General features: G+C 28.0%; 16 protein-coding genes and 1 riboswitch. Of the genes, 3 read left to right on the forward strand and 13 right to left on the reverse strand.

What is annotated here, in order from left to right; genetic code table 11:
- Positions 1-272 precede the first annotated feature (272 nt).
- The 4 genes from KGF52_RS14145 to KGF52_RS14160 all read right to left on the reverse strand — a co-directional run bounded on the left by KGF52_RS14145 (position 273) and on the right by KGF52_RS14160 (position 5,393).
- A complete protein-coding gene (locus KGF52_RS14145; RefSeq protein WP_227840612.1) occupies positions 273-1,415 on the reverse strand; it encodes a peptidylprolyl isomerase in 1,143 nt (380 codons plus the stop codon).
- A gap of 110 nt (positions 1,416-1,525) precedes the next feature.
- On the reverse strand, positions 1,526-2,761 hold the full coding sequence (locus KGF52_RS14150) for a hypothetical protein (RefSeq protein WP_227840613.1): 1,236 nt from the start codon (positions 2,759-2,761) through the stop codon (positions 1,526-1,528).
- A gap of 515 nt (positions 2,762-3,276) precedes the next feature.
- Positions 3,277-3,834 (reverse strand): hypothetical protein, encoded by a 558-nt coding sequence (locus tag KGF52_RS14155; RefSeq protein WP_227828881.1) that lies wholly within the window; start codon positions 3,832-3,834, stop codon positions 3,277-3,279.
- Between the two features lie 32 nt (positions 3,835-3,866).
- Positions 3,867-5,393, reverse strand: coding sequence for an FAD-dependent oxidoreductase (locus KGF52_RS14160; protein ID WP_227840614.1), 1,527 nt, complete (start codon positions 5,391-5,393; stop codon positions 3,867-3,869).
- A gap of 342 nt (positions 5,394-5,735) precedes the next feature.
- Here KGF52_RS14160 and KGF52_RS14165 point away from each other — a divergent pair, with 342 nt between their 5' ends.
- Positions 5,736-7,130, forward strand: coding sequence for a metallophosphoesterase (locus KGF52_RS14165; protein ID WP_227828883.1), 1,395 nt, complete (start codon positions 5,736-5,738; stop codon positions 7,128-7,130).
- A gap of 413 nt (positions 7,131-7,543) precedes the next feature.
- Here the strand turns inward: KGF52_RS14165 and KGF52_RS14170 are convergent, their stop codons facing one another.
- The 4 genes from KGF52_RS14170 to KGF52_RS14185 all read right to left on the reverse strand — a co-directional run bounded on the left by KGF52_RS14170 (position 7,544) and on the right by KGF52_RS14185 (position 13,129).
- Positions 7,544-9,466 (reverse strand): PTS fructose transporter subunit IIABC, encoded by a 1,923-nt coding sequence (locus KGF52_RS14170; protein WP_227828884.1) that lies wholly within the window; start codon positions 9,464-9,466, stop codon positions 7,544-7,546.
- A 39-nt stretch (positions 9,467-9,505) separates the two neighbouring features.
- Positions 9,506-10,423 carry a 1-phosphofructokinase gene (gene pfkB, locus KGF52_RS14175; protein WP_227840615.1) on the reverse strand — a complete coding sequence of 306 codons (918 nt, stop codon included), beginning with the start codon at positions 10,421-10,423 and terminating at the stop codon, positions 9,506-9,508.
- A 175-nt stretch (positions 10,424-10,598) separates the two neighbouring features.
- Positions 10,599-12,377 carry a BglG family transcription antiterminator gene (locus KGF52_RS14180; RefSeq protein ID WP_227840616.1) on the reverse strand — a complete coding sequence of 593 codons (1,779 nt, stop codon included), beginning with the start codon at positions 12,375-12,377 and terminating at the stop codon, positions 10,599-10,601.
- An 11-nt stretch (positions 12,378-12,388) separates the two neighbouring features.
- A complete protein-coding gene (locus KGF52_RS14185; RefSeq protein ID WP_227828887.1) occupies positions 12,389-13,129 on the reverse strand; it encodes a tyrosine-protein phosphatase in 741 nt (246 codons plus the stop codon).
- 289 nt (positions 13,130-13,418) lie between these two features.
- On the opposite strand from KGF52_RS14185, the gene ytvI reads away from it, so the two are divergent.
- Positions 13,419-14,480, forward strand: coding sequence for a sporulation integral membrane protein YtvI (ytvI, locus tag KGF52_RS14190; RefSeq protein WP_227840617.1), 1,062 nt, complete (start codon positions 13,419-13,421; stop codon positions 14,478-14,480).
- Between the two features lie 66 nt (positions 14,481-14,546).
- Here the strand turns inward: ytvI and KGF52_RS14195 are convergent, their stop codons facing one another.
- Positions 14,547-15,800 carry a flagellar protein FliS gene (locus KGF52_RS14195; protein ID WP_227840618.1) on the reverse strand — a complete coding sequence of 418 codons (1,254 nt, stop codon included), beginning with the start codon at positions 15,798-15,800 and terminating at the stop codon, positions 14,547-14,549.
- A 107-nt stretch (positions 15,801-15,907) separates the two neighbouring features.
- Positions 15,908-18,025: a DNA topoisomerase III gene (locus KGF52_RS14200; protein ID WP_227840619.1), complete on the reverse strand. Its 2,118-nt coding sequence runs from the start codon at positions 18,023-18,025 to the stop codon at positions 15,908-15,910.
- Positions 18,026-18,449: 424 nt separating this feature from the next.
- Positions 18,450-18,538: riboswitch (glycine riboswitch) on the forward strand.
- A 187-nt stretch (positions 18,539-18,725) separates the two neighbouring features.
- Here KGF52_RS14200 and KGF52_RS14205 point away from each other — a divergent pair.
- Positions 18,726-20,093: an alanine/glycine:cation symporter family protein gene (locus KGF52_RS14205; RefSeq protein WP_227840620.1), complete on the forward strand. Its 1,368-nt coding sequence runs from the start codon at positions 18,726-18,728 to the stop codon at positions 20,091-20,093.
- Between the two features lie 180 nt (positions 20,094-20,273).
- On the opposite strand, the gene KGF52_RS14210 is transcribed toward KGF52_RS14205, so the two are convergent.
- The 3 genes from KGF52_RS14210 to KGF52_RS14220 all read right to left on the reverse strand — a co-directional run.
- A complete protein-coding gene (locus KGF52_RS14210; protein WP_227828892.1) occupies positions 20,274-20,921 on the reverse strand; it encodes a class II aldolase/adducin family protein in 648 nt (215 codons plus the stop codon).
- A 17-nt stretch (positions 20,922-20,938) separates the two neighbouring features.
- The gene (araD, locus tag KGF52_RS14215) at positions 20,939-21,625 is read right to left on the reverse strand and encodes an L-ribulose-5-phosphate 4-epimerase (RefSeq protein WP_227840621.1); all 687 of its coding nucleotides are present in this window, start codon (positions 21,623-21,625) and stop codon (positions 20,939-20,941) included.
- A 68-nt stretch (positions 21,626-21,693) separates the two neighbouring features.
- Positions 21,694-22,485 (reverse strand): transketolase family protein (locus tag KGF52_RS14220; RefSeq protein ID WP_227840622.1); only part of this gene is annotated, 792 nt, incomplete at its 5' end.

Raw genomic sequence — 22,485 nt, forward strand, 5'->3', positions numbered from 1 at the left:
CTTTAGTATATATATTTGAATAGTATTTTTTTAGCTTTTAAATTTTTTTATTTATTTTTTTTATATTTTATATAGATTTTCAATCAAATAATTTAAATTCAAAATACGTTTTCATCGTTAATTTATGCATGTTATTTTTTTATAATTTCATTTTTGAGCGATTTAATTTTATAGCAAAATAATAAAAGCTATTTAAGTTCTCTATTTAAGAACAAAAACAGCTTTTAGATATATATATTAATATTTTCTTCTTTTTAATAAATTGACTTATTCTATTGCTTTGCTTTCATTTGATATTTATCTGTAAGTTTTACGTTGTATTTTTCCTTCAAATCATTTATAAGTAAGTTTTGCTTTTCTGATGTTAAAGTACTTACTAAATCTGATTTTACTTCTTCAAATGGTTGATATTTTTCATCTGTTTTCTTAATTATATGGTATCCATAATCACTTTCTACAAGCTTACTAGATATTTCTCCTTTTTTCAAAGCAAATGCAGCTTTTTCAAAAGATTCTACCATTTGACCTTTCCCAAAGAATCCTAAATCTCCACCTGATTCTGCACTACTATCTTCAGAATACTTTTTAGCTAGAGTAGCAAAATCTTCTCCAGCTTCAGCTTTTTTAAGTATTTCTTCTGCTTGTTTTTTAAGTTCAGCTTTTTTACTATCACTGACTTGTTTACCTTTATCATCAACAGTTTTTATTAAAATATGTGAAGCTCTAACTTGTAAATAATTGCTCTTGTTTTTATCATAATAACTTTGTGCATCTTTATCTGTTACCTTTGATGCTTCATTTAAGTATTTTGATGCTATTAGTTCTTTTTTCATATCGTCTTTTATATATTTCTCAGTCAAGTCAAATTGCTTTAGAAATTCTTCTTTTGTCATTCCCATTGCAGATTCTATACTAGACATTAGATTATCATATTGAGCATTTAATTCGTCATCAGTTATGCTTATCTTTTCTTTTGCTGCTTCTGAGGATAATATATCTGATGTAATCATAGTCTCAATCATATTTGATTCATATGAACGTATTTCATCATCACTCATAGTATTTTTTGCATTTAAATAAAATAATGGCTCCATTCTTTTTCTTAACATTTCCCCTGTAATTTTTTTATCCCCAATAGTAGCTACTACTTCATTACTATTATAACGCTTTGAAGTAGCTGGTAATTTTCTTCCAGCTTCTTTTCCAGAGACATAGCCTCCACCCAAGCAAATTGCCCCTACTGCAACAATTGCTATAACTGCTTTAAGTTTTTTACTACTTAATTTTATTTCTCTTTTCTTGACTTTGTTATCAGTATTTTTTTCACCTGACACATCATCTTGTTTAGAACTTACATTTTCTGAATTTTTAATTTCATTCAATGTATTCTCTTTTGAATTTTTTTCTTCAGACATTAATATCCTCCTTAATTTTAATTGTACAATACTTCACTTTTATTATTTTACATTAAAATAATATTAAATGTGTGAATCAGAAATGAAACTCTCATGAATTTAAAATGAAATTAAATATTTCTTAAACTATATCTTATGAAATTTCTTCCTATTTTTGTATCTCCATACTTTAACATTTGTATAACTTCATTTTTTTCTTTTTGCAAATAAATAGAACATTCTTCTAAAGACTTAAATATCTCTAATACTTCGCCTTTTTTATTTACTAATTCAATCTTTTTCTTTCCACCTCTTTTGATTATAGACTTATATTTTTTAAAGTATTCATCGTATTCTTCATCAATACATTCAAACTTATAATTCATTTTTATTGTTTCAATCTTATCATTAGTTAAAATTTCATTTCTCTTTTTATCAGAAAGTCTTGTACTAAATATTTTGTCATTAAGAATATTAAATATCTCAGATGGAGATTTACTATTTTCTAGATAGCTCCATTCATTTTTACAGTATTCTTCTACCTTTAACACTTTACTTAAATAATTTATAGCTTCTCCAAAGTAATCCATATATCCATATTTTAAATTTTCTCTTATGTAGCCAAGTGGTACCTTAAGATTTTTACTACATTGAATATGAGTATCAAAAGTCTTCTCTTCTTTAGTATATAGGTTTATTGCTTTTATACTTCTTCCTCGTCTTATTTTTATTTCTTTTATGTAATTTAAATCTTCTTCTGTCAAGTATTCATTTGTATCACTTACTTGTTTTTCTTCAACTTCAATAGTGTCTGTTACTAGAATATTATTTTCACTTTGGTCAATTTCTTCAAGTTCTTTAGAATCTGTTTTTTTACTTTCAAGCAGTATTTCTTTTTTATTTAATTTGATAGATTCCTCAGTAATAAACACTTCTTTTTTATCTAATTCTGTAGTATTTTTATTAATTAGTATTTCTTCGCTATTTATACTTTTCTCTGCTATTTCCGTATCATCAGTTTCTATTTCTACTTTATTTAAAGTTGTATCATCATCATTAACTATTAATTCTTCTTTGTCATTATTTATTATTAATTCTTCTTTAGATAAGACTTTGTTTTTATTATCATATACTACTTCTTCTTTGCTTAATACTTTATCTTCTTTATCAGACAAATGTTCTTCTTGGTTTAAAGGCTCATTTTCTTTACTTACAACTTCCTCTTTACAGTATAATACCTTTTTTTCGTTATCAATTAAATTTTCTTCATATAAAATTTTTTCATTTTTTAATATTATTTCACCTTCTTCTTTTGCTTCCTCAACTTTTTGTCTCTTTTTCATAATACCAAACCACTTTTTTAACACTCAATGTTCCTCCTAATACTTTATCTACTCTTTATATTATCACATAAAATATTACTATTTTTAACAATTCCTTAATTTTTAATTACTTACAAATATAAAAATTATATTTATATAATTTATTTTTAATTACTTGTCAAAAATTCATCAACATCTGTAACCATAAAACTTTTATAAAACCCTTTTATCAGCCAAAAATATAGCCTTTATTTCATAGTAATTATATCATGTTTTTATAATATATTATCTTTTTTAAATTTTTTACTTCTTAATACTATTAAAGATACAATTTATAATATATTTTATCAAATAACAACAGTATACTAACACAAGTGTGACAATACTAGATGTTGTAAATTATGGCTAGTAAAATAGGATAAAATACTTTCTATTTATGGAGTAAAATTTATAAAAAATGCGAAACGTAAACTTTACATACAATAAAGAATGGATTTAATTAGTCATATAATTTCTTAAACTTCATATGACTAATTAAATCCATTGTAATTAATTTTAAACTATGCATTTGATTTTTTTATTATAAAAGGAATAGTTATAATTGTACCTATTAAAGCATCTACCATATCAATCATAGTATCTTCTAGTCCTCCAGCTTGTGTAGTAGTCCCAATAAAAGTATCCATTAGAAATTCACCTATTTCCCACAAACTAGCCACTCCCATACTAAACATAAATACAAATATAACTAAAAATATTTTACTCATCTTACTTACATCTTTCTGTATATAAAAATATTTAATTGTAGAAAATGCTACAATACAGGATATTATACCCGACCATAGATGTAAAAAATCATCATAATAATTTATGTCATAAAAATTAAAACAAGTCCCTAATAATGATGCAAACATTATAAATAATGCAAGTACAATATATAATTCATTGCTCAAAAGTCTTTTATTTTGCCTATTTAAAATACTCAGTATAAAAGTACCAATTAAGCTGATTGCTACTAAACCTACACTTCCAAAAGCTCTATTTGTAGCAAAAAATATGGCACATAAAACATATACTATATAAAGTAAAATGGTTATTGGCTTTAAAAGTTTATTCATAAATAATTTACCTTTCCAAAACATTCTATATTCTATAATAACTTAGGATTAACATCATTATCGCCATGACCATAAAGTTTTAATGGCTTAAGTGCTGGACCTTCAAGTATATTTCCCTTATAGTCAAATCTTGAACCATGACATGGACAATCCCATGTTTTTTCTTCACTATTAAAATTAAGTTCACATCCTAAATGAGTACATGTGGTATCTACAATATAAAAATCTCCTCTATCATCTTTATAAACACCATATCTTTTTCCATCAATGTTAACAATCTTTCCTTCACCACTACTTTTAGGCATATCTCCACTACCTATTTTTAACTTTCCAGTGACATAATTCATTGCTACATTTGCATTTTCCTTTATAAAGTCCTTTGAAAAATAACTACCTAATCTTGAAGGATTGAAAGTATCTTTATAGTCAGAAGTTTTATTTATTATTAAATCCTTTATTATTATTCCTGCAACAGTTCCATTAGTCATTCCCCATTTAGAAAATCCTGTAGCTACATAAATATTATTCTCTCTTTTATTGATATAACCTATATAAGGAACATTATCAAAACTCATATTGTCTTGAGCAGACCATTTATATTTAAAATCTTCCACCTTAAATACTTCTTTACCATAACGCTCTAAATCATCAAATATTTCTTCTTCAGTTCCACCTTGACCAACTTTGTGGTCTCCTCCTCCAAAGATTAATAAGCTGTTATTTTCATCATTACATTGTCTAAAAGTTATTGCTGGGTCATCTATACTTATAAATATACCCTCTGGCAATTCATTTTGTAGGACTGCAACCATTAAATAAGCACGTTCTGCATATTCCTTTGCAAAATAAAAATTCAATCCATCATACCATGGACTATGAGATGAAATTATAACATTTTCAGCTTCTATTATATTATTATCTCTAGTCTTAACTCTACATATAGCTCCTTTTTCTAGGTCTACTATTGGCGTGTTTTCATATATTTTTAGACCTAGACTTACTGCTACTTCTGCCAGACCATCAACATATTGCTTTGGATTAAATTGACCTTGATTAGAAAAACGAATAGCTCCTTTTACATCTAATGGAATATCATTTATAGTTTCATGATATTCGCAATCTATACCTATTTTTTTACATGTACGATATTCATCTTTAATATCCTTTATAGCTTCTTCCTTCTCTGTAAAAACAAAAGATGGAATCCTTTGGAAATCACATTTTATATTATTTTCACTGATTATTTTCTCAATCAATTTTAAAGCTTCATTATTTGCATTATAATATGATTTAGCTTTATCTAATCCATATTTTTTCTCTATTTTAGAATATACTATATCATGTTGACAAGTTACTTTGCCAGTATTTCTTCCTGAAGTTCCATATCCTATTTTATCAGCTTCAACAAGCGCTACTTTTTTACCTTCTTTTGCTAATAGATATGCAGTTGTTAATCCAGTTATTCCTCCTCCTACTACTAGACATTCTACTTTTATATTCTCACCTAATTTTTTATATTCTTTGGGACTTGAATTTAAAACCCAATACGATTCATTCATTTTAAATACTCCTTTACATGTTAAATAATAATAGTTTTTCCATCATAGAGTTTATTTATTATAAATAATATAAAAAAATAAACACAAGACTATAGATTATTTGTTTATCATATTCTCAAAGATGCTATAGTTAACCAATCTTATTGTATAATTTAAAATTCTTTTGAGATTACTTTTAATTGATTTTTCTTTAAGGAAGTTTATTTTTCTCTCTATCAATTTATATGTCTATGAAATATATAGTTGATTTTTATATAGTAATATATTACTATTGATATTGTAGGAGGATTATGTAGTTAATGACACTAAAACAAATATTCAAAAAAATAAAATGGAGGTTTTATGAAAAACAAAATAATTATAGGCATTACTTGTTTATTTATATTGCTAATGTCTGGGTGTACTTCAAAACATACAACAGAAATAAATGTATTAGCCACTACCGATTTACATGGTAACATCCCTTATGAGTTAACTTCTTATGTAAGGAAACAAAGAGAAAAAGATAAAAATATAACTTTAGTAGATGCTGGAGACTTCTTTGACCGTGGAGTAGCTTTAGGTAGTAGTATGGATGATTATTCTAATGCTATGCTTAAAGATAACAACAACAAAACTGAAAGCTATATTGAAACTCCTATTTCAAAGGACATGAAAGAAGTCGGTTATGATGCTGTAGTTCTTGGTAATCATGAATTTATCTCCCTTAATAAATATCATTTAGATAATATGATATCTGATTTTGAAAAACAAAAAATAGATGTATTATCAGCTAATACTTATAAGAAAAATGGGGATAGCTATACAAAACCATACATAATAAAAAATATTGATACACCAGAAGGAAATGTAAAGCTAGGAATTCTTGGACTTACTATAAAAGAAGTTGGTGAAGGAAAACAGCTAAATGAAAATGGAGAACTTGTGGATTCTAAATCTTTAGAGCTAAAAGACCAAGAAGGTTATGATGGTGAACTATATATGAATGATTTAGTAGAAGATGCCAAAAAGTGGGTAAAAATCATGGAAAAAGAAAATCCAGATATAATAGTAGCTGTTGCACACACAGGTGAAAAGCCTAAAAAACCTAAAAATCCAGGTAATAGAATACAGGATTTAGCTCAACAAATTGATGGTATTGATGCGATAGTTGCAGGACATAATCATGTTCAAATTGAACAACACGATTATAAAAACACATCGGGAGAAAAGGTTATAGTTACTGAACCAGGAAAACATGGAGAATGTATTTCTAAAATTAACTTTAAGTTAGAAAAAAATAAAGATAAATGGAGTGTAGTTGACAAATCTAGTGAGTTAGTTAAATTTGAGAAAAATGAAGAAGATGAGAAATTCGGACAATTCGCTTCTTCACTTATGAAAGCTAGTGAAAACAACAATGAAATAAGACTAGCAAAGGTAATGCCTCCTGAATGGGATAAAATATTTATCTTTAAGTCTGGAACATCAGCAAACGATATATATAAAGCTGTAGGATATAAATGGAGAAATATATCTTCTCCAAAAGATAGAGATATGGTACAAATTGTTGTTATGAACAATAATAAGCCTGTTACTTATCTATATGGAGAATCAGAGCTTATGCCACTTAGTATAAAATGTGATGAATCAGAGTATAAAGACAATGTTGTGACTATTTATCCTAATAAAAATGATAAATTCAAAGTTATAAAAGGTGAAAGAAAATATGGTATTGATTTAGAGCATATAGAGTAGAACTAAATTAGCAAGACTCTAGTGACTAAGACTACTAAAATATATTATAAGTTATGTCAGCTAGCTGACATAACTTATAATATATTGTGAAAAATTAAAATGAGTGATTTGAAACAAATAAATGTAATTAAAAAATATAAATACACCAAATTATTTAAATTTACATATGAATAAAATTAAACAAAATATGTAATGTGTAGATAATTTAATAATAAAATTGAAACCATCAGAAAAATTTTAATCTTTGTTAATTATAATATTCTAAGTAATATATTTATTCTAAAAAAAGTGAGTAAACTCTGTATATCAGACTTAACTCACTTTTTTATATAAACCCTTATCTTAGGATAATTCAGTAATGTATTAAATTTTATAAAAAGTCATATTTTTATTTATTAAACAGATTTTAGTTATTATGCTCTTTGATTCAATGGTTTTTTAAGCAGTGCTAAAAGCATCATTCCAACTATAGCACCTACAATTATAGCTACTATATATCCAAGAGGATGAGTAACTACTGGTATAACAAATACGCCTCCATGAGGTGCACGAAGAGCTGCATTAAATAACATACTAAGTGCTCCTGCTACTGCTGAACCTCCAACACAAGCTGGTATAACATGAAGTGGGTCTCCAGCTGCAAAAGGTATTGCTCCCTCTGTTACAAATGATAACCCCATTACATAGTTAACTTTACCAGACTCTCTTTCTTCTTTTGTAAATCTATTTTTGAAAAATGTAGTTGCAAGAGCTATCGCAAGTGGTGGAACCATACCACCAGCCATTACTGCTGCCATTATTTCAAATTGCCCTGATTCAAGCGATGCTACACCAAATACATAAGCTGCTTTATTTACAGGTCCACCCATATCTACAGCCATCATTCCGCCTAACACTAATCCTAAAACTATTTTTGAAGTTCCACCTAAACTATTTAGGAATCCAACCATAGCATTATTAATTGCTGTAACTGGAGGTATTACTAGAAATGTCATTATAACACCCATCAAAAGAGTTCCAAATAAAGGATATAATAATACTGGTTTTATTCCTTCTAATGAAGTTGGTAATACGTTAAATATTTTCTTAAGTCCTTCTACTAAATATCCTGCTATAAATCCTGCAAGTAGTGCCCCTAGAAAACCTGAACCACCATCTCCTGCAAGAGCTCCTCCTACAAAACCTACAACAAATGCAGGTCTATCAGATATAGAATATGCTATATAACCTGCAAGTACAGGTAACATAAATCCAAATGCTTTATCCCCAATTCCCTTAAAAAATGCTGCTATTGGTGTATTTGAACCAAAATGTGAAGGGTCAATAGAGTAATCATCAAGTAAGAATGCTAAAGCTATAAGTATACCTCCACCAATAACAAATGGCAACATATTAGATACACCATTCATTAAATGCTTGTATACTTTTCTAAATCCACTTTCACTTTCTTCACCTGATTCGTTGTGACTTCCTTCTCCTACTCCATGATAAATTGGAGCATCTCCATTTACAGCTTTATCTATAAGTTCTTCCGCTTTGTGTATACCATCAGCAACCTTAGTTTTTATAACTTTTTTGCCATCAAATCTAGCCATTTCAACATTTTTATCTGCTGCTACTATTATACATGTAGCATTTTTTATCTCTTCTTTTGTAAGTCTATTCTTAACTCCTGCTGAGCCATTAGTTTCTACTTTTATAGAGATACCTTTACTTTCAGCCATTTTATTTAAACTTTCAGCTGCCATAAATGTATGTGCTATTCCTGTTGGACACGCTGTTACTGCTAAAACTTGAGGATATTTACTAATATTTTTATCTTTATTATTTACAGTATCTTCTTTACTAATTTCTTCATCCTGATATTCTTCACTGAATTTTTCTCTTTCTTTTTTATCTATTATTTCTTTGAATTCTCTTGCTGAATTTGAATTTATAAGTTTATTTCTAAAATCCTCATCCATAAGTATTGTAGATAATCTTGATAATACTTCAAGATGTGTATTATTAGCTCCATCTGGTGCAGCTATCATAAAAAATAAATTTGACAAACTTCCATCAAAAGATTCATAATCTATACCTTCCTTTGATACCGCAGCTGCTATACAAGCTTTGTCAACTGATGTAGTCTTAGCATGAGGAATAGCTACACCTTCTCCAATTCCTGTTGTACTCATCTCTTCACGGGCTAAAATTGCTTTCCTATAGTTTTCTTTATCATTTAAATTACCACTATTTGCAACTAAATCAACTAGTTCTTCTATTACTTCTGGTTTGTTTTTTGACTTTAAATTTAATTTAATTGATTTTTCATCTAATAAATCTATAATTTTCATAAGTTCTCATTTCCTCTCTATATATTTTTTGGGTTATTTTTAAAATCTTTTAACAGATATTTCGTTTACTAATTTATCAATACATTTTCTTTCAGCTAAATCATATGAAAAAGCAGTTGCACTCCCTGAGGCTGCACCTAATTTAAGAGCATAATCATATTCACCAGTACTTAGATATCCAGATATAAATCCTGCTACCATAGAGTCTCCTGCTCCTGCAGAATTTTTTACAGTTCCTTTAGGTACATCACTTATAAATACTTCATTATCTTCTGTAATCAGTAATGCTCCATCTTTACCCATGGATACTAAAACATTTACAGCTCCCATTTCTTTTAACTTTTTAGCATACTTTACTATATCTTCATTTGAATTTAATTTGACATCAAACATTTCCTCTAGTTCATCATTATTAGGTTTAATTAGGAAAGGCTTATATTTTAAGACATTAAGAAGAAGATTTTTTGTTGCATCTACAACAATTTTTATATTCTTTTCTTCTAGCCTAGACATTATATTTTCATATAATTTTTCATCCAAAGTAGACGGTATACTACCTGCCAATATTAAAATATCATCTTGATTTAATTTATCAAGTTTTTTATATAATAGGTTGATATATTCATCACTTATATTGGGTCCTTGTCCATTAATTTCGGTTTCCTCTGACACTTTTATTTTTACATTTATTCTTGAAAAACCATTTTTCAATTTTATAAAGTCTGTCTTTAATTTTTTTTCCTCCAATGTCTTTACTATATATTCACCAGTAAAATCACTTATAAAACCTAATGATGTATTGTCATGTCCAAGTTCTTTAAGTATACAAGATACATTTATACCTTTTCCTCCTGGATAAACGTATTCTTCATTTACACGATTTGTGCTTCCTGTATTTAATTCATCTAATTTAACTATATAATCTATTGATGGATTTAATGTTACTGTATAAATCATTTTGCCACCTCTTTTTATTTATTTATCTTATGTTTAATATCTTAACTCCATATTAATATTCCTGAAAGTCAAAAAATTTCTCTTAATTAAAAGAGAAATTTATCGTTTTCATCTTATTTAGTTTTATATTATCCAAATTTACATGTGTATATACAGCACTATGTTGTATATATCTCTATTTAAACATGTTTACAAATTTTTCGAAATTGCTATTTTCACATATGCTTATAACTTTTGCTATAGAATCCACTCTTTTGTATATGTTTGAAAATATAACTTCATAATCTAATATTTTATCTTTATCAAGTGCCAACATTATTATTAAGCGCACATCTGATATTTCCCAAGCAATTGGTTTTTTTAGTATTCCAATTGCTATTTTATTATCAAAAACCTTTCCAATAGCTCCATGTGGTATAGATACCATGTTGCCTATTTCTGTTGTTGCTATTTTTTCTCTCTCAAAGTAAGAGTTTTTCATATCATCATCTATATAACCTTTTTGTACAAGTTCACTTGCCATAAAATCTATAACTTCTTCTTTATATTTAAAATCTAAATCAGTAAAAAACAACTCACTATCAAATAAGTTTTTTATATCTAAATCCAAATATACATTGCCTGTTTCTATATATTTTTCAATTAATTTAATTTCCTTTTCACTCAACATTGGAGATATGTTTATTACTGGTATATCACCTATTTCAATAGGTACAGTAGATATTACAAAATCAACATCTATAACCTTTACATATTCAACTAGATATGAAGGAATAATTTTTAATATTTCTAGCTTTTCTCTAAATATATTATCTAATTTAGCTTTTATTAACATTGAGGTGCCTATACCTGATGTACAAACTATTATCGCTTTGAAAACCTTATCTTTATTATTATAGGATGCTCTCTCAATAGCACCTCCTATATGTAGAGCTATATTTGCAACTTCATCTTCGTTGATTTCTATTTTTAAATCTTGTTCTATTGTTTTTTTAGCTATATTAGCTAATTCAAACGCAAATGGATACTTTATTTTAATATCTTGTGCTATTATAGGTGATTGATTCATGCCTAACTTTATTTTCTTACACAAGCTACTGATATGCTTATATAGATATTCTTCAAATACATCATCATGACTTATATCTATTGATGTAGCTAGCTTTAAATTTTTACAAAACGTTCTTATTGAATTTATTATAATTTCTTTGTTCTGTTCATTTGCTAATATTAAACTTCTCTTGTAGCTATAGGTTTCTACATATTCCTTTATAAATTCTTTTTCATCATACTTATGCCTGCTCAAAATAACTAATATATTATTTAATACATTCTTAAATTCTATATCAGTTAGTACTAATCCATTTTCATTTAATACATCTAATAGTATTTTTTTTATTATTAACTTTTTTTCTTTTATATCATCATTTAAAAAATCATTTAGACTGAGTTGATTGTCTCTCTTATTACTTAAATCAATTATACAATTTAATATCTTATCTTCATTTTCAGAAATACATATACCTTGTTTATGCTTAGATTTAACGGAAATTGAATACTTATCCAATATCCTCTTTACTTCTTTTAAATCATTTTTTACTGTTGAAACACTTACATACATAGAATCTGCTAAATCTTCAAGCCTTATAGTATTTTTTTCTTCGTTGCTTAAAGTTAGTATTTTTCTGATTATATATTCTACCCTATCTACATCATCATAAAGGTTACTATTTAAATTCACTTCATCAAAGCTTCCCTCTAACTTATAACCAACACCTCTTATTGATAAAATTTTACCATTTTTAAGCTGTTTGTTAATATCCTTTATTTCATTTTGTATAGTCTTTGAAGAGCACCCTATTTCTTGGCTTAAGGCAAGTCCACTCATTGTATCTTTTGAATTTAACAGTATCTTTATTATATTTATCTGTCTAGCGGTTATATTTAAACTCATAAAATCACCTTTTACTCTAGATATTGATTTCTCAAATTTTTTATCTCTTCTTTATTTAAATTAAATTCTCCATATAGATACTCTTCTACACTATTGTATTCCTCATCAATTCTTCTAAAAGCTGTCTTCATATATTCTTCATTTACACCAAATATATAATTTAATCTTGCTTTTGGAATATGTTTAAATTTAGGTTTATATTCTATAAACCTTTCTATTTCCTTGTCTGCAAACTCATTGCTTTTTAGATAATCTTTCATTATATTTTCTCTTGATACACCCAAAATCATAAGAATTATAGCACTTCCTACACCAGTTCTATCCTTACCAGCTGTACAATGATTTAGTATTGGCAAATTAGAGTAATCTTTTATAAGTTCTACTAGTTTTTTATATGAAGGGTTATTTACAGGTAGATTATAATAGCTATTATTTAGCATATTAAACGCACCATCTTTTTCAAATAAGCCATCAATCATATCTTCTATAGAACCAAAACGACCTCCTGATTCTTCTAATTCTCTCATTGCGGGAATTCTTATATTTTTTATATTTGATATTATTGTTGATGGATGTTTACGAGCCTCTTCATCACTTCTATAATCAAATACGTATTTGATATTTAATTCTTTTAAAACCTTTATATCGTTCTTACTCAAATTTGATAATTTTGCAGACCTATAAAATAAACCATACTTTACAGTTCTACCATCCTCTGTTTTATTTCCACCTAAATCTCTAAAGTTTTTCATCTTACCACCTCTTAAAAATTATCTATCATATGATAAGTTATCTACTATATTTAGCTCAAACATTATAAATTAATTTTATCACAATTTTATGCTATTTATTTAAAATATTTTTTCCTATTTACTTATTAATTGTAAAATACAAAAGTGTATCTTTATACAAAATTAACCTAAATTTTACATAATTTATTTACTACATAGAAGCTTTATAGTTTATAATCAATATACAGTAGTATTTTATATAAATAAGACATATTTAGAATACTATTAAATACATTGGAGGTTTTATATTATGGACATTCAAAAACAAAAGAGCTTTATAATTAAATTTACATATGTAGTTTTAATAGCAAGTATTATATATGTTGTGTTAAAATTCTTATTTCCATTATTGATGCCTTTTGTGATTAGTTTTATCATTGCCTTTATTTTAAGACCTATTATAAAGCTTATTACAGATAATACAAACTTAAATCGTACATTTATTTCTGCGGTAGTACTTTTAGCCTTTTATGGATTAGGAATCTTTTTATTAGTTAGTTTTGGTGCAAAAATATTTGCAAGTATAAGCGACATATTTTTTAGACTTCCTTACATATATAAATCAGGTATACAGCCAACACTAAACACTTTATTTTCTAAGATAGATGCTAGTACACCTAATGTTAATCTAGCATTGATACTTGGTTGGGATAATATCAGTCAATCTATGATGTCTTTAGTTGCCTCTATTTCAACAAATGCACTTAATGCTATTGCAAGTGTTGCAAGTAAAACCCCTGCATTTATGTTGAAACTTATTATAACTTTAATTGCTTCTTTTTTCTTTACATTTGACTATCAAAAAATAGTAAACTTTATTTTAAGACAGTTTCCAGAAAAAAGTCAGTCGATGATAATCAATATAAAAAATAGTAGTATCAATGCTATTTTAAAATTGCTAAAAGCATATGCCATACTACTATCAGTAACATTTGTAGAACTTCTTATTGGTCTTAATATCCTACAAGTTGAAAATGCATTTACTATATCTGTCATCGTTGCGCTTGTTGATATTTTACCAGTATTAGGTACAGGAAGTATCTTAACTCCTTGGATGATTATTTCATTAATCAATGGTAATATACATTTGGCAATAGGACTTTTAATACTATACATAATCATAACTGTTGTTAGACAAATATTGGAGCCAAAAGTAGTAGGACAACAAATTGGTCTGTATCCTTTAATAACCCTAATGTGTATGTTTGTTGGTGCTCAACTATTCGGAATAGCTGGATTATTTGGATTTCCTATCGCAGCTACAATCATTAAAAACCTACATGATAATGGGATTATTACTGCATTTAAATAACTTAAAATCAATATTTTTATTTAAACTTAAAATAGTGAGATATGTATTACACATCTCACTATTTTTCTACTTTGCACATATAGTATCAATCATTTCTTTATATTCATTTTCATTATTTAAGAAATCAATATTTTTAAATTTTTTTCGCATCTTCTCTTTAATTTCCAATGAATAAGATATCGTATATGGAAGAAATCTCTCTATTTTTTTTATATATTCTATAGAAAAAAATTCAGCATTATAAGCTATAGAAAACAAAATCAACATTAAACAATCATTTTTTATCATATCTGTTATAGCTTCATTTCTACTGTTAATTTTAAAGTTATCTATTAATTCAATAGTAAAGTTTATTAACTTATTTGCAATTTCATCCAATAACCCCTCTTTTGACATCTCTGTCATAATAGTTTTATGATTATACTTTAAATCTTCTTTTATATCCTGTAAATCATCAGATATTTGTAATAAAAATCCATAACCAATACAAAACTTTATTTCTTCCTTTGTCATAAGCCCATTTATTAAATATCCATCTACTAAAACAGATGAACCTCCCTTTTCAGCAGAAATGGATAATATTTCATCTTTATGCAAATAAGTCTCTTTATCCTGCTGTTTTAAACTCTTTACTTGGCTTCTAAATATTAATAACAGTGACTCATATATTTCTTTGAAATCTTCTCTAGGATAAACCTCTTCAATATAATCTATCATCTGAGATACTTTACTTTCATGACAGTTATTAGGTTTAATTTGTTCTCCTAAGAGTCTTTTTTCTAACCAACTATTAAATAAAGTTTTATCCATTTCATTTGTCTTTGTATTATCTAAATAATTGTCTGTATATGGATATAACATACTATATGCAAAACTTGCTTTTGAATAATACACATCTTTTCCAAATAATAATTGTAGCGCATTTGAAATCCATACATTCCTCATGGCCTGCATAATATCTTCTATAGGTAAATCATCATCAAATCCTCTAGCATCTCTGATAAATTGTTTTGTTATTTCTAAGAATTTTTTTCTATCTTCTACATTCATTTTCTCTAATTTAAAAATATTCTCTTTTTCTAGTGTTTTTTGCAAAAAAGCTTCACCTTTTTTTATCCACATTTTTCTTAAAACAACATCACTTGGATACTTTTCTAAGTGAACTGATACTTTATCTATCAATTTATCTAATTCGCTTTCACACTTTTTTTGTGACTCTTCACTATATGCTTCTATTTCTTTACATAATTCAATACTTGAATTATTCCATATATCTTTACATTCGTCACAATAGTATTTAAACATATAATTTAATCTCATTTGACATCCCTACTTTCATGTCTAAACTATACCCTATATTATATCAGTACATATAACTAATATATAGTTAAAGTTGTGATTGTGTATAATATTACCATGAAAACTATTTATTTTTTCAACTTAGCTAAGGCTTCTGCAAATGGATTATTAAATACTTCTTGATTTTTATTTTGATTTTTTATATATTGATTAACATCTTTCTTTGATGCTTTCTTTTTTTCTTCTTGTTTTCTTTTGTTAAAAGAGGATAATTTTTCTCTATACCCACAGCTACAAGTAAAAATTCTTCCTTCACCTTCACCACGAAGCTCTAATTTTTTATGACAATTAGGGCATCTTGAATTAGTTGTTTGTGATATAGTTTTTCTAGTATTACACTCTCTATCTTCACAAATTAACATTTTACCTTTCTTACCATTTACCTCTAGCATAAATTTGCCACATTCCGGACATCTATTTTTAGTTAAATTATCATGTTTAAATTTGCTATCACTGCTTTTTACTTCTAATACAATAGCTTTTGAATAATCTTTCATATCATTTATAAATGTATTTTTATTAAGCTTACCTTTTGAAATATCTAATAATTTCTTTTCCCATGATGATGTAAGTTCTGGTGTCTTTAAGTCCACAGGAACTAAATCTAACAGTTGTTTTCCTTTTGATGTTATATATATATCTTTATTTTTCTTTTCCATCAAAAATGAATTGAATAATTTTTCTATTATATCTGCTCTAGTAGCAACTGTACCAAGTCCACTTTTCTCCATAGATGTTAAAAGTGTAGCCTCATTTAAGTATGGTGGTGGATTTGTCTTTCCTGAAGTCATCTTTAAACTTTTAACTTTAAGAATATCTTTTTCCAACACATTTGGAATGCTTTCATACTCATCTTCATCATCCATATCTTTATAGCTTTCTTTCCAGCCTAGATTTATTACTTTATTGCCCTTAGCTTTAAATGTCTCACCCTCTATAGTTGCATTTATAGTTGTCTGTTCATATTCAAAAGGAGGACTTAATACTGCCAAAAACCTTTTTACAACAAGATTATATATTTTTCTTTCTTTATCTGTAAAATCACTCATAAACACTTTTTGCTCTGTTGGTATTATAGCATGATGGTCTGTTACTTTTGAATTATCAACAAAAGACTTATTAGCTATAATATTACTTTTCAATAACTTATTACAAACCTTTGAGTAATCACTAACATTTACAGCTTTTATTCTATCTTTTAATGTTCCAACAATATCCGAAGTTAGATACCTAGAATCAGTTCTAGGATAAGTAAGTACCTTATGATGTTCATATAGTTTTTGCATTATAGATAATGTTTCTTTTGCTGAAAATCCAAACATTTTATTTGCATCTCTTTGTAATTCTGTTAAATCATAAAGTGCAGGTGAATATTTTTTCTTATATGATTTATTTACTTCAGATATTTTAATATCTAAATCTTTTACTTTTTTTGAGACACTTTCTATCTTTTCTTTACTAAAAGTTGAGGAACTATTGTTTTTATCATTCCAAATAAACTTTATATCTGAATTGCCCTTTGTTGCAATTATCTCCAATCCATAATACTCTTTAGGCTTAAAATTTCTTATTTCTTCTTCTCTTTTAAGTATCATAGCAAGAGTAGGAGTCTGCACTCTTCCACAAGAAAGTTGTGCGTTATACTTTGTTGTTAAAGCTCTAGTTGCATTTATTCCAATAATCCAATCGGCTTCTGCTCGTGCTATTGCTGAATAGTACAAATTTTCATATTCTTTACCACTTTTTAATTTTGCAAAACCTTCTTTTATTGCTTTATCTGTACTTGAAGAAATCCAAAGACGTTTTAAAGGTTTTTTTACTTGAGATTTCTCTATTATCCATCTTGCTACAAGTTCTCCTTCTCTCCCTGCATCTGTTGCTATAACTATTTCATCTATATCATTTCTGTTCATTTGAGCCTTCACTGTATTAAACTGCTTTCCACTTTTTTTTATTACAACAGTCTTTAGATACTTAGGAAGTATTGGTAAATCTTCTAAACTCCATGATTTGTATCTTTCTCCATAACTTTCAGGGTCAGCAAGTGTAACCAAATGACCTAGTGCCCAAGTAACAACATACTTTGGCCCCTCTATATATCCATTTTTTTCATTCTTCGAACCCAAAACTTTTGCTATATCTCTTCCCACAGAAGGTTTCTCTGCTAGTACTAATATTTTTCCCATTTTAAAATACTTCCTTTCTCTTCATTCAATCTTACATTATACTTAAAAGTTAAATAAATAGCTTTCTTAATATCGTAACTATAATATTACCATAATTAAAACACTTCTAATTAATTATTTAATATTTTCTTGTTTTTTTATTCTAAACTTATATTTCACTTAATTTACACAGCTTCTATCCTGTTTATTTTTACGTATATTCTTTACATTTATAAGTTTATAATTCGTAATTAGACTTATATTTTTATATTTTTTCCTTGTTTTTAAATTTTTTAGTTGACAAAACACAAAAACTTATATTACTATTATTAATACAATAAGCTATGACAAATCAATATCCGGTTAAGATTTTATAGAAGAGTTGCCATATGGCACACCGAAGGAGTAACACTCTCAGGTGCTTTTTAAAGTAGGACTGTAAAATTTACGGAACTCTGGAGAGACCCATTATGGGCGCCGAAGGGGCAAGGCATTTGTGCTCAATCTCTCAGGCAAAAGGACAGGGATTATCTACCAAAACTAGTATTATTAATACTTTTATTTTGGTTGCTAATTAGTGTATATCCAGAGCTGAATCTATTTTAGATTTAGCTTTTTTTATTACACTAGAAATTATTAATAAATTATACTAATTTCCTGTCAATTACTTCATTAAAAATTCTATTGATTGTGTAAAGCAAAAAAATGAGGGAGTGTTTTTATGAATCTAATTGATATTTTAAACAAAGTTGATGCTTTTATTTGGGGACCGCCCCTATTGGTACTACTAGTTGGTACTGGTATATTACTTACTGTTAAACTTGGAGTTGTACAAATAACAAAACTTCCACGTGCCCTTAAGTTAATATTCGCTGCTGAAAATAAAGGTAGTGGTGATGTTTCAAGTTTTGCAGCTTTATGTACTGCATTGGCTGCTACAGTTGGTACTGGTAATATTGTTGGTGTTGCCACAGCTATTAAAGCTGGTGGACCTGGTGCACTTTTTTGGATGTGGATAGCTGCATTCTTTGGGATGGCTACTAAATACTCAGAAGGTGTCCTTGCAATAAAATACAGAACTAAAGATAAAAATGGTCAAGTATCTGGTGGACCTATGTACTACATAGTAAATGGTATGGGTGAAAAATGGAGACCTCTTGCAATATTCTTTGCTATAAGTGGTATATTAGTTGCACTTTTAGGTATAGGTACTTTTACTCAAGTAAATTCAATAACAGACGCTATCAATAGTAGCTTTGGAGTAGACCCTAGAATTACAGGTGTTGTACTAGCAGTATTTGTAGCTTTAGTTGTGTTTGGAGGTCTTAAAAGTATATCTAATGTCGCTACTAAGATAGTACCTTTTATGGCAGTTATCTACATTGTAATCTGTGGAATCATTTTAATATCTTATTGGAATAAAATACCTGAAACTTTTGTATTAATAATTAAAAGTGCATTTACACCTACTGCTGCAACTGGTGGTTTTCTAGGTGCAACTATGTCACTAGCAATTAGAAATGGTATCGCTCGTGGTGTATTTTCAAATGAATCTGGTTTAGGTAGTGCTCCAATAGCAGCGGCTGCAGCTAAAACTGAGTGGCCAGCAGAGCAAGGGCTTATATCTATGACAGGAACTTTTATAGATACTATTATAATCTGTACACTTACTGGATTCTCTCTTGTAATATCAGGTGTTTGGTGTTCAGACTTAAATGGTGCTGTTATGACTCAAGCAGCTTTTGATGGCGCTATTCCTACATTTGGACCAATATTACTTACAGTTAGCTTAACATTATTTGCGTTCACTACAATTTTGGGCTGGAGTTATTATGGAGAAAGATGTTTTGAATTCCTATTTGGTGTAAAAGGTATGAATGGATATAGAACTGTATTTGTAGCTATGGTATTATTAGGTGCATTCTTAAAATTAGAAGTAGTTTGGATAATTGCTGATATTGTAAATGGACTTATGGCGATACCTAACTTAATAGCTTTACTTGCACTATCACCTATAATAGTATCTGAGACTAAAAAATACTTTGAACATATAAATTCACCAGAAAATCAAATAAAAAGAAATGCATAAATAGAAATGTATAAATAGAAAATATAGAGCCCCAAACCAATACAAGAATTGATTTAGGGTTCTATATTATTTTTGTTTTAAATAAATATATCAAATTAAATATATTTCTTAAGAAATACTACACTATATAAAGAAGCCAATATCTATTTTAATTCATCTCTTTAATTCAAATCATCCTAATTAAAATTTTATTTCCTCTGGATATTTCCATTCTGCAAATTCATCAATATCTACTGCCTTAGGTTCTTTAAATTGATTTAATACTAAAGACCTATAGTATATTTCTGCTACTTCTTCTACGTATCTCGATTTTAACAAAGCATCTTCAAGGTCATTACTTACAGTTGTCAATCCATGTCTTTCTAATAAACATGCATCCGTATCTAATAATAACTTTGAAACACTTTTGGCTAGTTCTAAAGTCCCTGGTCTTTCATATGGAGCAATGTCTACATAACCACCATAATTAACTGACTCATATACAATTGGTATAATTGGTTTATTTGCCACTGAAAATGCTGTTGCATATAGAGAATGTGTATGTGATACGGCATTTACATTTGCTCTCACTTTGTATATTTCAATATGCATTAGCACCTCACTACTGGGTTTAATACCTTTCTCAGCTTCTATTACATTCCCATCCAGGTCTAATACACAAATGTGTTCTGTTTTCAATTCTTCTCTTCCTATACCTGAAGGTGTTATAAGTATATATCCAGTATCCTTATCTCTAATGCTAAAATTACCAGCTTTTTCTTTACACAAACCATAATTCTCTGCTTTAATTGCTACTTCCACAATTTTAACTTTTAAAGATTCTAGCATAATTTACCTCCAGACAGTTATTTTTGGCCATAGTATGCATCTTTACCATGTTTTCTTGAAAAATGCTTGTTCATAAGTACTCTATCCATAGTATTCTCTGGACTCATTAATTCTGTATAATATGCCATCTTTGCAACTTCTTCTAAAACCACTGCATTATGAACAGCCTCTTTTGCATTTTTACCCCAAGTAAAAGGGCCATGGTCATTTACAATTACTCCTGGGCAGTGTATTGGATTTTTCCCCATAAATTCTTCAACAATTACATTACCAGTTTCTCTTTCATATTCACTGCTTATTTCTTCTCGAGTCATTTTTCTAGTACATGGTATACTTCCATAAAAATAGTCTGCATGAGTAGTCCCACATGCTGGTATAGATTTACCTATTTGAGCCCAAGTTGTAGCCCAACTTGAATGTGTATGTACTATCCCTCCTAATTCCTCAAACTCATTATATAAAACTAGATGAGTTGGAGTATCAGAAGAAGGTCTTAATTTACCATCTACTATATTCCCATCTAAATCAACTACTACCATATCTTCTACAGTCATCTTATCATACTCAACACCACTTGGTTTTATTACTACTAGACCCTTTTCTCTATCTATTCCACTTACATTTCCCCATGTATAAGTAATTAATCCTCTTTCAGGTAATTCCAAATTTGCTTTTAATACTTCTTCTTTTAGAGTCTCTAACATTCTGATTCCTCCCATATTTTATCGATAAAATTTATGTTTAGTTTACTTTTATTATTGATTATATTTACTTAAAATGATTTTACAGTATTAACTATGTTTTCTACAGTCAATCCATAATAATTTAATAGAGATTCTGGATTTCCCGATTGACCAAATTCATCATTTACACCTATTCTCTTTACTACAACAGGATATTTTTCACTTAACACTTCTGTAACTGCAGAACCCAATCCACCTATTACACTATGTTCCTCTACAGTTACTACCTTGCCAGTATTTTTAGCTACTTCTACTATCAGTTCACTATCAATTGGTTTTATAGTTGATATATTAACTACTATAGCTTCAATTCCCTCTTCACTTAATAATTCAGCAGATTTAATAGCTTTTGAAACCATTATTCCAGTTGCAATTATAGCTACATCTGAACCTTGTCTAAGAATCTCGCCCTTTCCAATTTTGAAATTATAATCATCATTATGTATATCTTCAGTAGTTGCTCTTCCAAGTCTTATATACACAGGTCCATTGTAATTTACAGCAGAAAATATTGCTTTTTTTGCTTCTATTCCATCAGCAGGATTTAGGATAACCATATTTGGTATTCCTCTCATTAAAGATATATCTTCTATAGCTTGATGACTTCCTCCATCTTCTCCTACTGTTACTCCTGCATGAGTAGCTGCTATTTTAACATTTAAGTTTGGATATGCTACAGAGTTTCTTATTTGCTCATAGCCTCTACCTGCTGCAAATATTGCAAAAGTACTTGCAAAAGGTATCTTTCCACAAGTAGCAAGACCTGCTGCTGTACCAATCATGTCACCTTCTGCTATCCCCATATCAAAAAATCTATCTGG

The sequence above is a fragment of the Clostridioides sp. ZZV15-6597 genome (assembly GCF_020657815.1).
Lineage (GTDB): Bacteria > Bacillota > Clostridia > Peptostreptococcales > Peptostreptococcaceae > Clostridioides.